The following is a 16,060-nucleotide window of genomic DNA, read 5'->3' on the forward strand; positions in this document are numbered from 1 at the left end:
CGCACCATGACACTCGCCACATCCGTCCGCCGCCCCGACGCGGCAGCCGACACCACCGAAGCCGAAGTCGAAACCGCTGTCGAAACCGAAACCGAAGCCGCTGTCGAAACCCGGCCCGGGAGCCGCCGGGGCCGTACCCGGGACGCCGACGGACTGGCCGTCGCCTCCTTCGTGCTCGGGCTCGTCGGCCTGCTGGTCATGAACCTCCTGCTCGGCCCCGCCGCCGTCGTCATGGCGATCATCGCCCTGTCCCGCTCCACCTCGCGCCGCGGCCGCGCCTGGCTCGGGCTCGCCCTCGGCATCACCGACCTCGTGGTGCTGGCCTTCCTGGTCACCGGAACCGGCACCGTCTCCTGGAACTTCGCCGGCTGACCGAGCAGCACACGCACGCCCTGCAAGAACGGCCCACCGGCGTTCTGCGCCGATGCCGTCCCCGACCGGATCGGGCTCCGGATCGGGGCGGGTGACCGAGTGATCCGCCCGGTGCGCGGGGGCCGGGACGCGATGCGCCCGCCGTACGCCCCGCCGCGGGCTCGTAGAATCGAGCCCACCATGGCTTACCTCGACCACGCCGCGACCACGCCGATGCTTCCGGAGGCGATCGCGGCGATGACCGCCCAGCTCGCCGTCACCGGTAACGCGTCCTCACTGCACGCCGCCGGGCGCCGGGCCCGCCGTACCGTCGAGGAATCGAGAGAGACCCTCGCCGACGCCCTCGGCGCACGCCCCAGCGAGGTGGTCTTCACCTCCGGGGGCACCGAGGCCGACAACCTCGCCGTGAAGGGCCTGTACTGGTCCCGCCGCGCCGCCGACCCCCACCGCACCCGGGTGCTGGCCAGTCCCGTCGAGCACCACGCGGTGCTGGACGCCGTCGACTGGCTCGCCGAGCACGAGGGCGCGAACGTCGAATACCTCCCCGTCGACCCGTACGGACGCGTCCACCCCGAGGTGCTCCGCGAGGCGATCCTCCGTAACCCCGACGATGTCGCGCTGGTCACGGTGATGTGGGCCAACAACGAGATCGGCACGATCATGCCGGTACGTGAACTGGCGGACGTGGCCCGTGAGTTCGACGTGCCGATGCATGCCGACGCCGTGCAGGCCTTCGGGCAGCTCGAAGTCGACTTCGCCCGGTCCGGGCTGGCCGCGATGACGGTCAGCGCGCACAAGATCGGTGGACCGTTCGGCATCGGCGCGCTGCTGCTCGGGCGCGAATACACCCCCGTACCCGTGCTGCACGGCGGCGGCCAGGAGCGGCACGTCCGCTCCGGCACCCTCGACGTGCCCGCCATCGCCTCCTTCGCCCTCGCGGGGCGGCTGGCCGCCGACGGGCGCGAAGAGTTCGCCCACGAGATCGGTGGGCTCCGCGACGACCTGGCCGCTGCCGTACTGGCGGCCGTGCCGGACGCCCTCCTCGGCGGCGACCCGGCCCCCGGCGGCCGGCTCCCCGCCAACGCCCACTTCACCTTCCCCGGCTGCGAGGGCGACTCCCTGCTCCTGCTGCTGGACGCCCAGGGCATCGAATGCTCCACCGGCTCCGCGTGCACCGCGGGGATCGCCCAGCCGAGCCACGTCCTGCTCGCCACCGGCACCGACCCCGACCTGGCCCGCGGCACCCTGCGCTTCTCGCTCGGCCACACCTCCACCAAGCAGGACATCGACGAGGTGGCCCGCGCGATCGGCCCGGCGGTGGAGCGGGCGCGGACGGCGGGACTCAGCTGAGACTGCGGGGCCGCGCGGACGGCCCCGCAGACCTCACGCGCCCGCCGCCCTGACCAGCTTCAGATACCGGTCCCAGTCCCAGTGCTTCCCCGGATCGGTGTGGTCCGTGCCCGGCACCTCCACGTGCCCGATGATGTGCTCGCGGTCCGCCGGTATCCCGTACCGCTCGCATATCGCCGCCGTCAGCCGCGCCGATGCCCCGTACATCGCCGCCGTGAAGTCCTGCGGGCGGTCCACGAACCCCTCGTGCTCGATGCCGACGCTGCGCTCGTTGTACGACCTGTTCCCCGCGTGGAACGCCACATCCAGCTCACGGATCATCTGCGTCACATGACCGTCCTTGCGCACCACGTAGTGCGCCGCCGCGCCGTGGCCCGGGTCCTGGAAGACCTTCACCGCGCCCCGGTAGCTGCCCTGGGTCACATGGATGACGACCCGGTCGATCGGGTAGTCCGCGGGGCGGTCGGCCCGCCGCCAGTTCGCCGGGGACGCCGATATCCACTCGGCCCGCGCGAAATCCACCGCGCCCGGTGTCCGGGGCTTGTCCACCCCGGGCAGCCGCCACCAGGCGTGCTCCAGCTTCTCCCGCGCCAGCGCCGCCGTGCCCGCGGCCGTGACGGCAGCGCCGATCAGCAGCCCTCGCCGGCTGATGCCGTGCCCGGACTTCGACCACGCGGAACCCTTGGCGTCCGCCGTCCCCTTGGTGCCCATGTGATCCACAACGCATATCCACGAGCGTTCGGTTCCCGGGGCCCCGTACTCTGGTGGGGCTATGACTCAGACTTCCCAGCGCCCCCTGCGCGTGCTCGCCGCCATGTCCGGCGGTGTCGACTCCGCCGTCGCCGCGGCCCGCGCCGCCGAGGCCGGCCACGACGTGACCGGTGTGCACCTCGCCCTCTCCGCGAACCCGCAGTCCTTCCGTACCGGAGCGCGCGGCTGTTGCACGATCGAGGACTCCCGCGACGCACGCCGCGCCGCCGATGTCATCGGCATCCCGTTCTACGTCTGGGACCTCGCGGAACGCTTCCGCGAGGACGTCGTGGACGACTTCATCGCCGAGTACGAGGCCGGGCGCACCCCCAACCCCTGTCTGCGCTGCAACGAGAAGATCAAGTTCGCCGCGCTGCTCGACAAGGCCCTCGCGCTCGGCTTCGACGCGGTGTGCACCGGCCACTACGCCACCGTCGTACTGAACGAGGACGGCAGCCGCGAACTGCACCGCGCCTCCGACATGGCCAAGGACCAGTCCTACGTCCTCGGCGTCCTGGACGAGAAGCAGCTCGCCCACGCGATGTTCCCGCTCGGCGACACCCTCACGACCAAGGACGAGATCCGCGCCGAGGCCGAGCGCCGCGGCCTCGCCGTCGCCAAGAAGCCCGACAGCCACGACATCTGCTTCATCGCCGACGGCGACACCCAGGGTTTCCTGGCGAGCCGCCTCGGCACGGCCGAGGGCGACATCGTCGACGAGTCGGGTACGAAGGTCGGCACCCACGAGGGCGCCTTCGGCTTCACCATCGGCCAGCGCAAGGGCCTGCGCATCGGCCACCCCGCCCCCGACGGCAAGCCGCGCTACGTCCTGGACATCTCCCCGGTGAACAACACGGTTACGGTCGGCCCGGTCGAGTCCCTCGACGTCACCGCGCTCACCGCCATCAAGCCCCGCTGGTGCGGCACGGCCCCGGCCGCCCCCGGCACGTACACCGCCCAGCTCCGCGCCCACGGCGGCGAGACCGAGGTGACGGCGGAACTGGTCGACGGCACACTGAACGTCACCTTCACCGAGCCGGTGCGCGGCGTGGCCCCCGGCCAGGCGGTCGTGCTGTACGACGGCACCCGCGTGGTCGGCTCGGCAACGATCGCAACGACGAGCCGCCGGGAGCACAGGGAGACGGCCGCGGCGAGCTGACCGCCGCAAAGACCCCGCGGACACCCCGCACGGCCACGTCCGACCCCTGTACGGGCGTGGCCGTGCGGGGGCCGGGCCGGGAGGTCAGGAGGCCTGGCTCGCGTACATGTCCGTGCCGAAGAACTCGGTCAGGACCGGGGCCACCGACTGGGGTGCCAGGTCACGTGTCTGGCCCGTCAGGGTGCGGTGGCGGGCGCGGGGGAGGGCCTCCGCCAGGGCGCGGGTGGCCTGTCTGGCCGGGGTGGGGCTGAAGCCGCCGCAGAGCACCAGCGTGCGCGCCGAGACGGACGCGAACCGCTCGGCCGGGATCGAGCCGTCGCCGAGCAGCGCGTCGTCGTACGCGAGGGTGTGCGCCAGCGAGACCAGACCGCGCCACAGCGGTGCGCGCCGCATCCGGGCGATCATGTCGGCCGGGACGCCCGTCACGGACAGGAACAGCTCCACGGCCCCGCCGCGGTCCCCGGCGGACAGCAGCCGGTGCAGCCGGGCCGTGCAACAGGCCTTGAACTGCGCGCCCGAGGCCCCAGGGGTGTAGGGCGGCTGGTAGACCGCCAGGAGGCCGACGGGGAGCCCGGCGGCCCGGGCCTCCAGGGCCAGTGCCCCGCCGGCTCCGACGCCGAACACCGAGGCCCGGCCGCCCACCGCGGCGACGAGCGTGGCCAGGTCCTCGATCTCGCGCTCCACCGCGTACGCCCCGCTGTCGCCGCTGGAGCCGCGGCCACGCCTGTCGTACGTGACGACCTCGAAGTGCGGCGCGAGGAGGCGCGCCAGGGGAGCCTCGGTCGCCGCCGTGCTCAGTGCCCCGCCGACCAGGATCACCGGCGGTCCTTCACCCCGGCGCCGGTACGCGATCGAGGTGCCGTCGCGGGAGAGAGTCTCGTCCATGTACAGGTGGACTGCGGCGGCGCCGAGAAGTCATCGCCCGCGCCGAGAAATTTCTGAGATTTTTCAAATGCCCCGTTCGAAGCGGTGTCTGACGCTCAGTCGGAGACGGTCTCGGTGTCGTAGAAGCAGAAGTGGTCCTTGATCGCGGCGACTTCGGGCTTGGGCTCCGGGTACGCCCAGACCAGATCGGCTTCGCCCGGCAGCGACCAGTAGGAGGCGTCGCCCTTGAACGGACAGTGGGTGTGGGTGTCCGAGGCCGTCAGGAGTTCCGTACGGACGTCCTCGGGCGGCAGGTAGTAGCGGACCGGACAGCCCGTCTCGCGCAGCACGAGCGGCCGCCGGCTCTCGGCGAGCACCTGCCCGTCGCGGACCACACGTACATGCTCGGTACCGGGTTCGACGGTGATGATGTGTCCTCGTGTGGAAGTCATGTCTGGTTCAGCCGTCCCACGGGCCGGTTTCTTCCCGCTCCCCGGCCTTCTCGACCGTGTGTGTCAGTGGTGGCCCTTACGGTGGCTGCATGAACATCTGTGTTTTCCTCTCCGCCGCCGACCTGGACGACCGCTACACCCGGCCCGCCCGGGAATTCGCCGAACTGCTGGGCCGGGGCGGACACACCCTGGTCTGGGGCGGGTCGGAGAGCGGGCTGATGAAGGTCGTCGCCGACGGGGTGCAGGAATCGGGCGGGCGGCTGGTCGGGGTGTCGGTCGACTTCCTGGCCGCGCATGCGCGCAGAGACGCGGACGAGATGGTGATCGCCCGCGATCTCGCCGAGCGCAAGGCGCTGCTCCTGGAGAAGGCCGACGCGGTCGTGATCATGGTGGGGGGTGCCGGGACGCTCGACGAGGCGACCGAGATACTGGAGCTGAAGAAGCACGGCAAGCACGACAAGCCGGTGGTCCTGCTCAACACGGCGGGCTTCTACGACGGACTGCACCAGCAGCTCCTGCGCATGGAGGAAGAGGGCTTCCTGCCCCTCCCGCTGACCGAACTGATGTTCTTCGCGACGGACGGCGTGGGCGCCCTGGCCTATCTGGAGGAGTGGTCCGGCATACGGTGACGCGGCGGCGGGTGCGATCATGGGCCCATGTCCACTCATGTCATCACCGGCGCGGGCTCCGGCATCGGCGCAGCTGTCACCCGTCGTCTTCTGGAGCGCGGTGACGAGACCGTGCTGCTGGCCCGTGACGCGGGCCGCGCCAAGGAGCTGGCCGAGCTCCACCCCGGCGCCCGTACGCTCGTCGGTGACCTCTCCAACCCGGACCGGCTCTCCTGGGCGTTCGCCCAGCAGGCGATGCCGGAGCGGGTCGACTCACTGCTGCACATCGCGGGCGTCGTCGAGCTCGGCAAGGTCGGTGAGCTGACGCCGAAGGCATGGCACTTCCAGCTCAACGCCAACCTCGTCGCACCCGCCGAGCTGACCCGGCTCCTCCTGCCGCAACTGCGGGTCGCCCAGGGCCAGGTGCTCTTCGTGAACTCTGGCGCCGGCCTCGCCGCGCACGCCGAGTGGAGCGCGTACGCCGCGAGCAAGCACGGTCTGAAGGCGCTCGCCGACTCGCTGCGCCACGAGGAGCACGCGAACGGCGTCCGGGTGACGTCCGTCTATCCGGGGCGCACCGCCAGCCCCATGCAGGCCAAGGTCCACCAGCAGGAGGGCAAGGAGTACGACCCCTCGCGCTGGATCGACCCGGAGTCGGTGGCGACCACGATCCTGATGGCCATCGACCTGCCGCGCGACGCGGAGGTCAACGACCTCACGGTGCGCCCCGGGCGCTGACCGCCGCCGGCAGGACGGGACAGGCGGGACGGGACGGACGGGGCCGGGCACGGCCTTAGGCTTCCCACGTGAGCGAGAAGAGCAAGTTCAGCGGGTGCCCGGCCACCGGAATCGGTTCCATGCCCGGGGGAGACGCACGGGAGGCGGCGAAGACCGTCACCGGCTCCTTCGGGGACGGCGCGGGCCTGCCGTATCTGGCGGAACTGCCGGCCCGCGGGCCGGGTGCGGACATGATCGGCCGGACGATCGGGCTGCTCGTCGAGATGTACGGCCATGTCGAGCCCAGCGGCTGGCGGATCAGCGACCGGCCGGGACGGGACACCCGCCGGGCCAGGTCCTGGCTCGGCGAGGACCTCGACGCGCTGGAGGAGTTCACCCAGGGGTACGAGGGCCCGCTCAAGGTCCAGGCGGTCGGCCCCTGGACGCTGGCCGCCGCACTGGAACGGCGGGGCGGTGAGGCCGCGCTCGGTGACCCGGGGGCCTGCCGCGACCTGGCGGGCTCACTGGCGGAGGGGCTGCGCGCCCACCTCGCGGAGGTACGGCGCAGGGTGCCCGGCGCCGACGTGATCCTCCAGCTCGACGAACCCTCGCTGACCGGCGTACTGACCGGGCAGATCAGGACGGCCAGCGGCTACCGCACCTACCGGGCCGTGGACCGCCAGGTCGTGGAGGGCACCCTGCGCGAGGTCCTGGCAACGGCCGGGGACGGCGCCACGGTCGTCCACAGCTGTGCGCCCGCCGTGCCGTTCGCGCTGCTGCGCAGGGCCGGGGCCGACGGCATCTCGTTCGATTTCTCCTTGCTCACCGAGCGTGAGGAGGAGGCGATCGGGGAAGCCGTCGAGGGCGGCACCCAGCTCTTCCTCGGGGTGGTGCCCTCCGCCGACCCGGCCTCGGGCGGATTGTCGGACCCGGGCGGTAGCGTCATGGGTGTCAGGACGCTGTGGCGCAGGCTGGGGCTGAATCCGGGGACTCTGACGGAGTCCGTGGTGATCACCCCGTCGTGCGGGCTCGCGGGTGCCTCGCCCGCGTACGCGCGCGCCGCGCTCGCCCACTGCGCCCGGGCCGCGAGATCGCTCGCAGACAACCCTGAGTAACGGGGCAATGGGTAACGGGAGGACGAGACGATGGCCGGCGAACAGCAGACGGCAGTGCCCGCACAGGCCCGGGAGCAGCACATGCTCCTTGCCGAGCAGATCGAGGAGCACCGCTTCCGGTACTACGTGAGCGACCAGCCGGTCGTGAGCGATGCCGAGTTCGACCGGCTGATGCGCGCGCTCGAAGCCCTGGAGGAGACGTATCCCCAGCTGCGCACGCCGGATTCGCCGACGCAGAAGGTCGCGGGGCCCTACCGGACGGAATTCACCTCCGTCGAGCACCGCGAGCGGATGCTCTCGCTGGACAACGCCTTCGACGACGCGGAGCTGGCGGCCTGGGGCGAGCGCGTCGCCAAGGACGTCGGCACCACCGACTACCACTTCCTGTGCGAGCTGAAGGTCGACGGTCTCGCGGTCAACCTCACCTATGAGCACGGGCGGCTGACCCGGGCCGCGACCCGCGGCGACGGCCGCACCGGCGAGGACATCACCCCCAACGTCCGTACGATCGCCGAGATCCCGCACCGGCTGAAGGGGGAGCGGATTCCGGCGCTGGTCGAGATCCGTGGGGAGGTCTTCTTCCCCATGGAGGCCTTCGAGGAGCTCAACGCCCGGCTCGTCGCGGCCGAGGACAAGCCGTTCGCCAACCCGCGCAACGCGGCGGCGGGTTCACTGCGCCAGAAGGACCCGAAGGTCACCGCCACCCGCCCGCTGCACATGGTGGTGCACGGCATCGGCGCCCGCGACGGCTTCGACATCGACTGCCTCTCGCACGCCTACGAGCTGCTGCACGAATGGGGTCTGCCCACCGCCAGGTACAACAAGGTGGTGGACTCCCTCGACGGCGTACGGGAGTTCATCGCGTACTACGGCGAGAACCGGCACTCCGTGGAGCACGAGATCGACGGCGTCGTCGTCAAGCTCGACGAGATCCCGCTCCAGGGCAGGCTCGGCTCCACCTCGCGCGCCCCGCGCTGGGCGATCGCCTGGAAGTACCCGCCGGAGGAGGTCAACACCAAGCTGGTGAACATCCGCGTCGGCGTCGGACGCACCGGCCGGGTCACTCCGTACGCCCAGGTCGAGCCGGTCGAGGTGGCGGGCTCCGAGGTCGAGTTCGCCACCCTGCACAACCAGAACGTGGTGAAGGAGAAGGGCGTCCTCATCGGGGACACGGTGGTGCTCCGCAAGGCGGGCGATGTGATCCCGGAGATCCTCGGCCCGGTCGTCGATCTGCGCGACGGCACCGAGCGGGCGTTCGTGATGCCGACGCACTGTCCCGAGTGCGGTACGGAGCTGCGGCCCATGAAGGAGGCCGACATCGACGTCCGCTGTCCCAACGCACGCTCCTGCCCCGCGCAGTTGCGGGAGCGTCTCGCCTATCTCGCGGGCCGCAAGAGTCTCGACATCGACCACTTCGGCTATGTCGCCGCCGCGGCCCTGACCAAGCCACTGGAGCCCGCCGAGCCGCCGATGCGGGACGAGGGCGATCTCTTCGGGCTGACCGTCGAGCAACTGCTGCCGATCCGGGCCTATGTCCTGGACCAGGACAGCGGGCTGCCCAAGCGTGATTCGAAGACCGGTGAGGAGAAGACCGCCTGGGTCTTCGCCAACCAGCAGGGCGAGCCGAAGAAGAACGCCCTCGCCATGCTCGACGCCGTCGCCGCGGCCAAGGACGCCCCGCTGGCCCGGATCCTCACCGGTCTCTCCATCCGCCATGTGGGCCCGGTCGCGGCCGAGGAGCTGGCCCGTCAGTTCCGCTCCATCGACCGGATCGAGGAGGCGAGCGAGCAGGAGCTGGCCGATGCCGACGGGGTCGGCCCCATCATCGCCGCCTCGGTGAAGCAGTGGTTCGCCGAGGACTGGCACCGCGAGATCCTGCGCAAGTGGCGGGAGGCGGGAGTCCGCATGGAGGACGAGGGGGCGGGCGAGGAGACCGGGCCGCGCCCGCTGGAAGGACTCACCGTCGTCGTCACCGGCACGCTGGCCGGCCACACCAGGGATGGCGCGAAAGAGGCGCTCCAGAGCCAGGGGGCGAAGGTCACCGGTTCTGTCTCGAAGAAGACCTCCTTCGTCGTCGTCGGCGACAACCCCGGCTCGAAGTACGACAAGGCGATGCAGCTGAAGGTGCCCGTGCTGGACGAGGACGGCTTCGCCGTACTGCTCGGGCAGGGCCCGGACGCCGCGCGAGGGGCGGCCGTACCCGTCGGAGAACCGGCGGAACAGGACAGAGCGGGCGGCGAACCAGCAGCGAACCAGTAGCGAACCGGCAGTGAAGCTGCGGCGAACCAGCGGCGAACAGTCGCGAACAGCGACGAGCGGTGGCGAGCGGCGACGAACGGCGAACAAGAGGGAGCAGAAGGGGTGTAGATGGACGGACGGGGGCAAGGGTTGCCGCCGCGGGGCCGGGTTCACCCGAACGGCGCATAGCAGATGCTGACGGACGGTCGGTTCGCATTCGGGCAAGAGCTGTAGAGCGCTGCCCGTAGAAGCCTTCCGCGGCCTACTGTTGAGATGCGCACCTGCCGTGCCAGGCCACGGGGTGGGAACACAGGGTGGGAAATCGGGTCGTGGTGGCGTGGAGCTGAACCATCAGGTGACATCGGCACCGCCGGCTGTGAGAGGGACGGAATGGAACCGACCGAGAGGGCCGCACCGGTGTCGCGGCTGCAAGGTTTCGTCGGCCTCACGCCCAAAGTGGGAGCCGGCGTCGTGGCGATCGCCGCTGTCCAGCTCGCGACCGGCTTCTACCGGGCCGTGAGCGAGGGACACGCACTCTTCCCCGGGGGCAGGGCCGGCTGGTCCCTCGCCGTCCTCACCGGGATCATCGTCGGCCATCTGGTCGCGCTCGGACGTGACCGCTGGTGGGGCGGGACCGGCTCCGGGGCCGCCCTCACCCTGTCCGTGCTGCTCCTGTACGGCTGGGTGCCCGCCGGTCTGGTCAGCCTGGTCGTCGTCGTCCTCGTCGGTGTGGCCCGCAGACACCGCTGGTGGCAGGGGCTGCTGCACGGCGCGGTGGACATCCTGGGGATAGGAGCTGCGGCGCTGGTGCTCGCCGCGTTCGGCGAGGTGCAGAGCGTCGAATCGCCCTGGCAGCCACTCGACTGGGGCATCGAGGCCGTCCCGGAAGTCCTCCTGGCCGCCTCCACCTATCTTCTGGTGACCCGGGTCCTGCTGTGGTACGCACGGGCACCCCAGGGCGGCGGGCTGCCGACCATCGCCCGCACCGCCCTGCTGCGCCAGGGCCTCGTCGCGGTCGCCCTGCTCGGCATCGCACCGCTGATCTGCGTCGTCGCGATGGCCATGCCCGTACTCCTGCCGCTCTTCGCGGTCCCGCTGATCGCCCTGGACTCCACCCTCTGGATTGCCCGCGCCCGGGCCGAGGAGCAGCTGCGCGACCCGCTGACCGGGCTGCCCAACCGGCAGTGGCTACTGGAGCGCACCTGGACGGCTCTGGAGGACGCCGAGTCCATCGGTGCCAGATCCGCTCTCGTCCTGATCGACCTCGACCGTTTCCGTGCGGTCAATGACACCCTCGGTCATCTGGCGGGGGACCGGCTGCTGCTGCAGATAGCGGAACGGCTCCGCCTCGCGCTCCCGCGGGGAGCGGAGGCCGCGCGGCTCGGCGGCGACGAATTCGCCGTGCTCCTGCCGACGGCGGACTCCACCACCAGCGCCCAGCGCGTCGCCCGCCATCTGGTCGCCGAGCTGTCCTCCCCGCTGGATCTGGACGGTCTGACCCTGGTTCTCGAAGCCAGTGCCGGAGTCGCCGTCTACCCGGACCACGCACTGGACGCCGAGGGGCTGCTCCGGCGCGCGGACGTCGCGATGTACCAGGCCAAGCGCGACCGTACGGGCGTCGAGGTCTACGAGTCCAAGCGGGACAGCAACACCCCGGACCGGCTCGGGCTCCTCGGCGATCTGCGGCGCGCGCTGGACGCAGGTGAGGTGGAGCTCCACTACCAGCCGAAGGTCCGCTTCGACGGCCAGGTGGCCGGCCTCGAAGCGCTGGTGCGCTGGGTGCACCCGGAGCGCGGGCGGGTTCCTCCGGACGAGTTCATCGCCATCGCCGAGTCGTCCGGCCTGATGCCCCACCTCACGGAGTACGTCCTGGAGACGGCGCTGGCGCAGGTCGCCCGGTGGCGGTCGCAGGGCCTGTTCGTCCCGGTCGCGGTCAACGTCTCCCCGCGTGACGTCCACACCCCCGGATTCGCGGGCGGCGTCGCGGCCCGGCTCGCCCGGCACGGCGTCCCGGCCGGCGCGCTCCAGCTGGAAATAACGGAACACGTGCTGCTGGAGGACCCGCAGCGCGCTGCCGACACCCTCGCCGGGCTCACCGGGCACGGCGTGAAGATGTCCCTCGACGACTTCGGTACGGGTTACTCCTCACTGGTCCATCTGCGCCGGCTGCCAGTCAGCGAACTGAAGATCGACCGCTCGTTCGTGGCCCGTCTCGCCGTCGACCACGAGGACGCGGAGATCGTCCGCTGCACCATCGACCTGGCCCACTCGCTGGGCCTGCTGGTCGTGGCGGAAGGGGTCGAGGACGACGAGACCTGGGAGCGGCTGCGCGATCTGCACTGCGACGCGGTGCAGGGGTGGCTGGTCGCCGCTGCGATGCCGCCGCAGGAGGCGACGGCCTGGCTGCGGGCGCGCGGCGAGCACGGGTGGCGGCGTCCTGCGGAGCTGGCGGCCGCGGCGGCGGCCGCAGCGGCCACAGGTGCGACGCCCGAGCTGGAGCAGTCTCCGGCCGGCCGGGCGGTCAAGTCGCGGCCCGCGACGACCTGAGCGCGGGCCGGGCGGGGCTGCGCGGACACGGCCCGGCAGTCGCCGTCCGACCTGAGTGTTCGCCCGGGTGGCGGGAGTGGCCGCGGGCGACACCATAGGATTGGGCCAAAACCACACACCAACCCCTGAGGATCGCTGCATGCCTGGCATCACGCGCGAGGAGGTCGCCCACCTCGCCCGGCTGGCGCGTCTGGAGCTGAAGGGCGAAGAGCTCGATCACTTCGCCGGTCAGCTCGACGACATCATCGGCGCGGTCGCCCGCGTCTCCGAGGTCGCCGACCAAGACGTACCGCCGACCTCCCACCCGCTGCCGCTGACCAACGTCATGCGCGCGGACGAGGTCCGTCCGTCGCTCACCCCCGAGCAGGCGCTCTCCGGCGCCCCGGCCCAGGAGCAGCAGCGTTTCAAGGTGCCGCAGATCCTGGGGGAGGACTAACAGCCATGACGGACAACAGCACCATCATCAAGCTCACCGCCGCCGAGATCGCCGCGAAGATCGCGTCCGGTGAGCTCACGGCCGTCGAGGTCACCGAGGCCCACCTGGCCCGGATCGACGCGGTCGACGAGAAGGTCCACGCCTTCCTGCACATCGACCGCGAGGGCGCGCTCGCGCAGGCCCGTGCCGTCGACGCCAAGAAGGCGGCCGGTGAGAAGCTCGGCCCGCTGGCCGGTGTCCCGCTCGCGCTGAAGGACATCTTCACCACGAAGGACATGCCCACCACCGTCGGCTCCAAGATCCTCGAAGGCTGGATCCCGCCGTACGACGCGACCCTCACCAAGAAGTTGAAGGCCGCCGACGTCGTCATCCTCGGCAAGACCAACATGGACGAGTTCGCCATGGGGTCCTCCACCGAGAACAGTGCCTACGGCCCGACCGGCAACCCCTGGGACCTCACCCGCATCCCGGGCGGCTCCGGCGGCGGCTCCTCGGCCGCGCTCGCCTCGTACGAGGCCCCGCTCGCCATCGGCACGGACACCGGCGGTTCCATCCGCCAGCCCGCCGCCGTCACCGGCACCGTCGGCGTCAAGCCCACCTATGGCGGCGTCTCCCGCTACGGCATGGTGGCGTTCTCCAGCTCCCTGGACCAGGGCGGGCCCTGCGCCCGCACCGTCCTGGACGCGGCCCTGCTGCACGAGGCGATCGCCGGGCACGACCCGCTCGACTCGACGTCCATCGACGCCCCGGTCCCGCCGGTCGTCGAGGCCGCCCTGAGCGGCAGCGTCGACGGCATGCGCATCGGCGTCGTCAAGCAGTTCTCCGGCGAGGGCTACCAGGCCGGTGTCGTCCAGCGCTTCAACGAGTCGGTCGAGCTGCTGAAGTCGCTCGGCGCCACGATCGTCGAGCTGGACTGCCCGTCCTTCGACCTGGCCCTGTCGGCGTACTACCTGATCGCGCCGTCCGAGTGCTCCTCGAACCTGGCCCGCTTCGACGCCATGCGCTACGGCCTGCGGGTCGGCGACGACGGCACGAAGTCCGCCGAGGAGGTCACCGCGCTCACCCGCGAGGCCGGCTTCGGCGACGAGGTCAAGCGCCGCATCATCCTCGGTACGTACGCGCTGAGCTCCGGCTACTACGACGCGTACTACGGCTCGGCGCAGAAGGTCCGCACCCTCATCACCCAGGACTTCGAGACGGCCTTCGAGCGGGTTGACGTCATCGTCTCGCCGACGACGCCGACCACCGCCTTCCCGATCGGCGAGCGCGCCGACGACCCGATGGCGATGTACCTCGCGGACCTGTGCACCATCCCGACCAACCTCGCCGGCAACTCCGCCATGTCGCTGCCCTGCGGCCTGGCCCCGGAGGACGGCCTGCCGGTCGGACTGCAGATCATCGCCCCCGCCATGAAGGACGACCGGCTGTACAAGGTCGGAGCCGCCGTCGAGGCCGCCTTCGTGGAAAAGTGGGGGCACCCGCTGCTGGAGGAGGCTCCGTCGCTGTGAGCGCACTGACCAAGGCCAAGGGGTTCAAGAAGTCGAAGACCGGTACGTACCTGTCCATCGGTACGACCGCCTTCGGGGCGCTCGGCGTCATCAAGCAGGCCAGGAAGGCCCGCTTCGAGCACGACACGCTCCGGCTGATCGACGCCGTTGTCTCCGCCGCCGCCATCGCCACCGGTGTCGCCCTGCTGCTGCGCGAACTCAAGCGCATCGGCGACGACGACGTACTGCTGGGCTGAGAGGGAAGTTTCACCGTGACTGTCACCGACCTGGTGTCGTACGAGGACGCTCTCGCGTCCTACGACCCCGTCATGGGCCTGGAGGTCCATGTCGAGCTCGGCACCAAGACCAAGATGTTCTGCGGCTGCTCGACCGAACTCAAGCAGGACGCCAACTCCCAGACCTGCCCGGTCTGTCTCGGCCTGCCCGGCGCACTGCCGGTCGTCAACGAGATCGGCGTCGAGTCCGCCATCAAGATCGGCCTCGCGCTGAACTGCGAGATCGCCGAGTGGTGCCGCTTCGCCCGGAAGAACTACTTCTATCCGGACATGCCGAAGAACTTCCAGACCTCGCAGTACGACGAGCCGATCGCCTACAACGGCTATCTGGACGTCCAGCTGGAGGACGGGGAGATCTTCCGGGTGCAGATCGAGCGCGCCCACATGGAGGAGGACACCGGCAAGTCGACCCACGTCGGCGGCGCCACCGGCCGTATCCACGGCGCGTCCCACTCCCTGCTCGACTACAACCGCGCAGGCATCCCGCTCATCGAGATCGTCACCAAGCCGATCGAGGGCGCGGGCGCACGAGCCCCCGAGGTCGCCAAGGCGTACGTCGCCGAGCTCCGCGAGCTCATCAAGGCGCTCGGTGTGTCGGAGGCCCGGATGGAGATGGGCCAGATGCGCTGCGACGTCAACCTGTCGCTGCGCCCCAACGGCACCGAGAAGCTCGGTACGCGCTCCGAGACGAAGAACGTGAACTCGCTGCGTTCCGTCGAGCGCGCCGCCCGCTTCGAGATCCAGCGCCACGCCGCGGTGCTGAGCTCGGGCGGCACGATCGTGCAGGAGACCCGGCACTTCCACGAGGAGGACGGCTCCACCACGGCCGGCCGCATCAAGGACAACGCCGAGGACTACCGCTACTTCCCCGAGCCCGACCTGGTGCCGGTCGCCCCGGCCCGCGAGTGGGTCGAGGAGCTGCGGGGCGGGCTCCCCGAGCTGCCGCGGCTGCGCCGCAACCGGCTGAAGGAGGAGTGGGGTGTCTCCGAGCACGACATGCAGTCCATCCTCAACGCCGGTGCCGTCGACCTGATCGTCGCCACGACCGACGCCGGCGCCCCCTCGGACCAGGCCCGCAAGTGGTGGATGGGCGAGCTGGCCCGTAACGCCAACGAGACCGGCCGCGGCCTCGACGAGCTGCCGATCACCCCGGTGCAGGTCGCCAAGGTGGCCGAGCTCGTCACCTCGGGCGACCTCAACGACAAGCTGGCACGCCAGGTCATCGAGGGCGTCCTCGCGGGCGAGGGCGACCCGGACACCGTCGTCGAGAAGCGCGGCCTGAAGGTCGTCTCCGACGAGGGCGCGCTGGGCGCGGCCGTGGACGAGGCGATCGCCGCCAACGCGGCTGTCGCGGACAAGATCCGCGGCGGCAAGGTCGCGGCGGCGGGCGCGCTCGTCGGCGCGGTCATGAAGGCCACCCGCGGCCAGGCGGACGCGGCCCGGGTGCGCGAGCTGATCCTGGAGAAGCTCGGCGTCGAGGGCTGATCCCGCCTCTCCACAGGCGGTTTCCGTACGTCCCCGAAGGGGCGGTGCACCCATCACCGGGTGCACCGCCCCTTCGCCCGTCCGGACACCGTCGCGGCCGGGACGGCCGGACGGTCGCGACCGGCCCGCTGGACGTTCACCACCAAGCCGTACGAAATCCTTCCCGGCGCCACCTGCCTTCATT

At 71.1% G+C, this 16,060-nt stretch carries 15 protein-coding genes; 12 read left to right on the forward strand and 3 right to left on the reverse strand.

Annotation, left to right across the window (positions count from 1 at the left end; all coding sequences use genetic code 11):
• Window positions 1-6 precede the first annotated feature (6 nt).
• Both OG507_RS28465 and OG507_RS28470 read left to right on the forward strand, forming a co-directional pair.
• Window positions 7-372 carry a DUF4190 domain-containing protein gene (locus OG507_RS28465; protein WP_327369998.1) on the forward strand — a complete coding sequence of 122 codons (366 nt, stop codon included), beginning with the start codon at window positions 7-9 and terminating at the stop codon, window positions 370-372.
• Window positions 373-552: 180 nt separating this feature from the next.
• Window positions 553-1,722, forward strand: coding sequence for a cysteine desulfurase family protein (locus OG507_RS28470; protein ID WP_327369999.1), 1,170 nt, complete (start codon window positions 553-555; stop codon window positions 1,720-1,722).
• A gap of 33 nt (window positions 1,723-1,755) precedes the next feature.
• Here OG507_RS28470 and OG507_RS28475 read toward each other — a convergent pair whose 3' ends face one another.
• The gene (locus OG507_RS28475) at window positions 1,756-2,433 is read right to left on the reverse strand and encodes an N-acetylmuramoyl-L-alanine amidase (protein ID WP_327370000.1); all 678 of its coding nucleotides are present in this window, start codon (window positions 2,431-2,433) and stop codon (window positions 1,756-1,758) included.
• Window positions 2,434-2,494: 61 nt separating this feature from the next.
• Between OG507_RS28475 and mnmA the strand changes: the two genes are divergently transcribed.
• Window positions 2,495-3,631, forward strand: coding sequence for a tRNA 2-thiouridine(34) synthase MnmA (gene mnmA / locus OG507_RS28480; RefSeq protein WP_327370001.1), 1,137 nt, complete (start codon window positions 2,495-2,497; stop codon window positions 3,629-3,631).
• Window positions 3,632-3,715: 84 nt separating this feature from the next.
• Here mnmA and OG507_RS28485 read toward each other — a convergent pair whose 3' ends face one another.
• Window positions 3,716-4,516 carry an alpha/beta fold hydrolase gene (locus tag OG507_RS28485; RefSeq protein WP_327370002.1) on the reverse strand — a complete coding sequence of 267 codons (801 nt, stop codon included), beginning with the start codon at window positions 4,514-4,516 and terminating at the stop codon, window positions 3,716-3,718.
• 95 nt (window positions 4,517-4,611) lie between these two features.
• The gene (locus tag OG507_RS28490; RefSeq protein ID WP_327370003.1) at window positions 4,612-4,947 is read right to left on the reverse strand and encodes a DUF427 domain-containing protein; all 336 of its coding nucleotides are present in this window, start codon (window positions 4,945-4,947) and stop codon (window positions 4,612-4,614) included.
• Between the two features lie 89 nt (window positions 4,948-5,036).
• Here OG507_RS28490 and OG507_RS28495 point away from each other — a divergent pair, with 89 nt between their 5' ends.
• The 9 genes from OG507_RS28495 (at window position 5,037) to gatB (ending at window position 15,876) form a co-directional block, all read left to right on the forward strand.
• Window positions 5,037-5,576: a TIGR00730 family Rossman fold protein gene (locus OG507_RS28495; RefSeq protein ID WP_327370004.1), complete on the forward strand. Its 540-nt coding sequence runs from the start codon at window positions 5,037-5,039 to the stop codon at window positions 5,574-5,576.
• 27 nt (window positions 5,577-5,603) lie between these two features.
• Window positions 5,604-6,293: an SDR family oxidoreductase gene (locus OG507_RS28500; protein ID WP_327370005.1), complete on the forward strand. Its 690-nt coding sequence runs from the start codon at window positions 5,604-5,606 to the stop codon at window positions 6,291-6,293.
• A gap of 68 nt (window positions 6,294-6,361) precedes the next feature.
• Window positions 6,362-7,387 (forward strand): methionine synthase, encoded by a 1,026-nt coding sequence (locus OG507_RS28505; protein ID WP_327370006.1) that lies wholly within the window; start codon window positions 6,362-6,364, stop codon window positions 7,385-7,387.
• Between the two features lie 30 nt (window positions 7,388-7,417).
• Complete coding sequence (gene ligA / locus OG507_RS28510; protein ID WP_327370007.1) at window positions 7,418-9,646, forward strand: NAD-dependent DNA ligase LigA; 2,229 nt, start codon at window positions 7,418-7,420, stop codon at window positions 9,644-9,646.
• A gap of 369 nt (window positions 9,647-10,015) precedes the next feature.
• Window positions 10,016-12,172, forward strand: coding sequence for a putative bifunctional diguanylate cyclase/phosphodiesterase (locus OG507_RS28515; RefSeq protein WP_327370008.1), 2,157 nt, complete (start codon window positions 10,016-10,018; stop codon window positions 12,170-12,172).
• Between the two features lie 139 nt (window positions 12,173-12,311).
• Window positions 12,312-12,608 carry an Asp-tRNA(Asn)/Glu-tRNA(Gln) amidotransferase subunit GatC gene (gatC, locus tag OG507_RS28520; protein WP_015036350.1) on the forward strand — a complete coding sequence of 99 codons (297 nt, stop codon included), beginning with the start codon at window positions 12,312-12,314 and terminating at the stop codon, window positions 12,606-12,608.
• A 5-nt stretch (window positions 12,609-12,613) separates the two neighbouring features.
• Window positions 12,614-14,116 carry an Asp-tRNA(Asn)/Glu-tRNA(Gln) amidotransferase subunit GatA gene (gene gatA, locus OG507_RS28525; RefSeq protein WP_327370009.1) on the forward strand — a complete coding sequence of 501 codons (1,503 nt, stop codon included), beginning with the start codon at window positions 12,614-12,616 and terminating at the stop codon, window positions 14,114-14,116.
• Window positions 14,113-14,352: a hypothetical protein gene (locus OG507_RS28530; protein WP_093897778.1), complete on the forward strand. Its 240-nt coding sequence runs from the start codon at window positions 14,113-14,115 to the stop codon at window positions 14,350-14,352. The genes gatA and OG507_RS28530 overlap by 4 nt, the downstream gene beginning before the upstream one ends.
• A 15-nt stretch (window positions 14,353-14,367) precedes the next feature.
• Entirely contained in the window at window positions 14,368-15,876 is a 1,509-nt protein-coding gene (gene gatB / locus OG507_RS28535; RefSeq protein ID WP_327370010.1) for an Asp-tRNA(Asn)/Glu-tRNA(Gln) amidotransferase subunit GatB, read from the forward strand.
• Window positions 15,877-16,060 lie beyond the last annotated feature (184 nt).

Origin of the sequence: Streptomyces sp. NBC_01217, from assembly GCF_035994185.1 — a bacterium.
Lineage (GTDB): Bacteria > Actinomycetota > Actinomycetes > Streptomycetales > Streptomycetaceae > Streptomyces.